Genomic DNA, 2,209 nt, shown 5'->3' with positions numbered 1-2,209 from the left:
GTCTGAAGCTGCGCTTGGGGGATTCTGCCGGAATACGGCGTTTCGGCTTGATTCTTCAGGGAAGGATTCACTCCCGCGGATTGAGGGAAAGTGCCGAAAGCTGCACGCGTTTACGTTCGCTATGTTGAGGCCGTCAACAATGTGGTCGGCCGCATCGTCATGTATCTGATTATCGTGATGATCGGAGTGATGCTCTACGCATCCTTCTCCCGCACGGTAATGAACACGCCAGTCAACTGGGCCATGGAAATGGGCCAGTTCTTGCTCGCAGCCTATTATCTTCTCGGCGGCGGCTACACGCTCAAGCAAGATGCACATGTGCGAATGGACCTGTTCTATGGCCGCCTGTCGCGGCGCAAGATGGCCTTCGCTGATACCATCACGGCTTTTGCGCTCGTCTTCTATCTGACCGCTCTGCTCGTCGGCGGCATTTCCAGCACCGATTATGCAATCACCTACAATCAGGTGAACTACACCTCATGGGCGCCGCCTCTCTGGCCCATCAAGGTCATCATGACAATCGGCATCTTTCTGATGTTGCTTCAGGCCATTGCCTTCTTCTTCCGGGATATCGCGATCATGCGCGGTGAGGAAATTCCATGAGCTCTGAACTTATTACATTGCTCATGTTCTCCTCGATGGTGCTGATGCTGCTGACAGGGCAGCGGGTTTTCGGCGTGATCGGCTTTGTGGGTTCCGCTGCCGCACTCCTTCTCTGGGGCGATGGCGCGGTTGAAATGCCGTTCAACGCCGTCTTTCAGGTGCTGAACTGGTATCCGCTGCTGACGCTGCCGCTCTTTGTTTACATGGGCTACATGCTCTCGGAATCGGGCATAGCGAACGACCTCTATCGCATGTTCCATGTCTGGACCGGCCCGGTGCGCGGAGGCCTTGCGCTTGGTACGATTGGCCTGATGGTCGCGATCTCCGCGATGAATGGCCTGAGTGTTGCGGGCATGGCCATTGGCGCAACAGTTGCCCTGCCGGAATTGCTCAAGCGCGGCTATGACAAGGTCATGGTGACGGGCGTCATTCAGGCCGGCAGTTCGCTCGGCATTCTGCTGCCGCCAAGCGTCGTGCTCGTGCTCTATGCGATGATCGCGCGCCAGCCTGTCATGCAGCTCTGGCTCGCAGGCATTATTCCCGGCCTGTTGATGGCCACAATCTTCGCGGCCTATGTCTATATACGTTGCCGCCTGCAACCCCATCTTGGCCCGCCGCTTCCGCAGGAAGAGCGTGAGCAGATCACATGGGGCGAGAAGTTCCGCCTGCTCTCCGCCGGTATCCTGCCTGTCGTCATCTTCGGCACGATGATGGGGCTTTTCCTGAGCGGTATCACAAGCCTCGTAGAAAGCTCCGCCGTCGGCGCGCTGCTGGCAACGCTTGCCGCCTTTTTGCGGGGACGTCTCAATGCCACTGTCATGAATGATGTGCTGCGCCAGACGCTGAACATCACCTGCATGTTCATGTGGATCATTCTCGCTGCACTCTGCTTCGCGGCGGTTTATGACGGGCTCGGCGCACGACAAGCCATACAGTCGCTGCTGCTTGATACATGGGAACTTGAGCCCTGGGGCATCCTTATGCTGATGCTCCTTTCCTTCATCATTCTCGGGGTGTTTCTTGACGATACGGCGATGCTCGTCATCGTGGCGCCGCTCTACATTCCGCTCGTCATCAGCCTCGGCTTCAACCCGATCTGGTTTGGTGTGGTTTACACCGTCACCTGTCAGGTCGCCTATATAACGCCGCCCTTTGGCTACAATCTCTTCCTGATGCGCGCGATGGCGCCTCCCGAGATATCGTTGATGGATATCTACCGCTCCATCGTTCCCTTTGTCGGGCTGATGCTGCTTACCATCAGTCTGCTGATGATGTTCCCGCAGATTGCTCTGTGGTTGCCGGAGTACTACCTCGGCCGTTGATCCCGTGGATCAGGGGGCGAGTTCCGTGAACGTTGCGTTTCTTCATGAAGGCAGGTCCGGCGTTTGGTCGGCAATGCCTGAAACCATCTAGTGAAGAAGGAGCCTGTCTATGACCGACCGTCCCAATCTTAATAAGCGTGATTTTCTGAAAAAGGCCGCCGTCGGCGCGGCCGCTGTCGGCGCGTCCACACTCGCCGCGCCGAATATCGTACGAGCCCAGTCGCCGATCCGTTGGCGTCTGCAAACCTATGCGGGCACGTCGCTCGCAGAGCACGTCATCAAAC

General features: G+C 57.3%; 3 protein-coding genes. All 3 read left to right on the top strand.

Annotated elements, in window-relative coordinates:
- Nucleotides 1-90 precede the first annotated feature (90 nt).
- Nucleotides 91-603: a TRAP transporter small permease subunit gene (locus WBF74_RS11600; RefSeq protein WP_424439863.1), complete on the top strand. Its 513-nt coding sequence runs from the start codon at nucleotides 91-93 to the stop codon at nucleotides 601-603.
- Nucleotides 600-1,925 carry a TRAP transporter large permease gene (locus WBF74_RS11595; protein ID WP_424439860.1) on the top strand — a complete coding sequence of 442 codons (1,326 nt, stop codon included), beginning with the start codon at nucleotides 600-602 and terminating at the stop codon, nucleotides 1,923-1,925. The genes WBF74_RS11600 and WBF74_RS11595 overlap by 4 nt, the downstream gene beginning before the upstream one ends.
- A gap of 109 nt (nucleotides 1,926-2,034) precedes the next feature.
- Nucleotides 2,035-2,209, top strand: a 175-nt coding sequence (locus tag WBF74_RS11590; RefSeq protein ID WP_424439866.1) for a twin-arginine translocation signal domain-containing protein, incomplete at its 3' end; no start/stop codon positions are given.

Source organism: Parvibaculum sp., from assembly GCF_049672805.1.
GTDB lineage: Bacteria > Pseudomonadota > Alphaproteobacteria > Parvibaculales > Parvibaculaceae > Parvibaculum.
The sequence above is the reverse complement of the archived record's forward strand: the minus strand, read 5'-3'. Positions and strand labels throughout refer to the sequence as shown.

What these genes read in the sequence shown, in the direction of transcription:
- WBF74_RS11595 (WP_424439860.1), top strand. Translation starts at nt 600, where the DNA reads ATGAGCTCTGAACTTATTACATTGCTCATGTTCTCCTCGATGGTGCTG.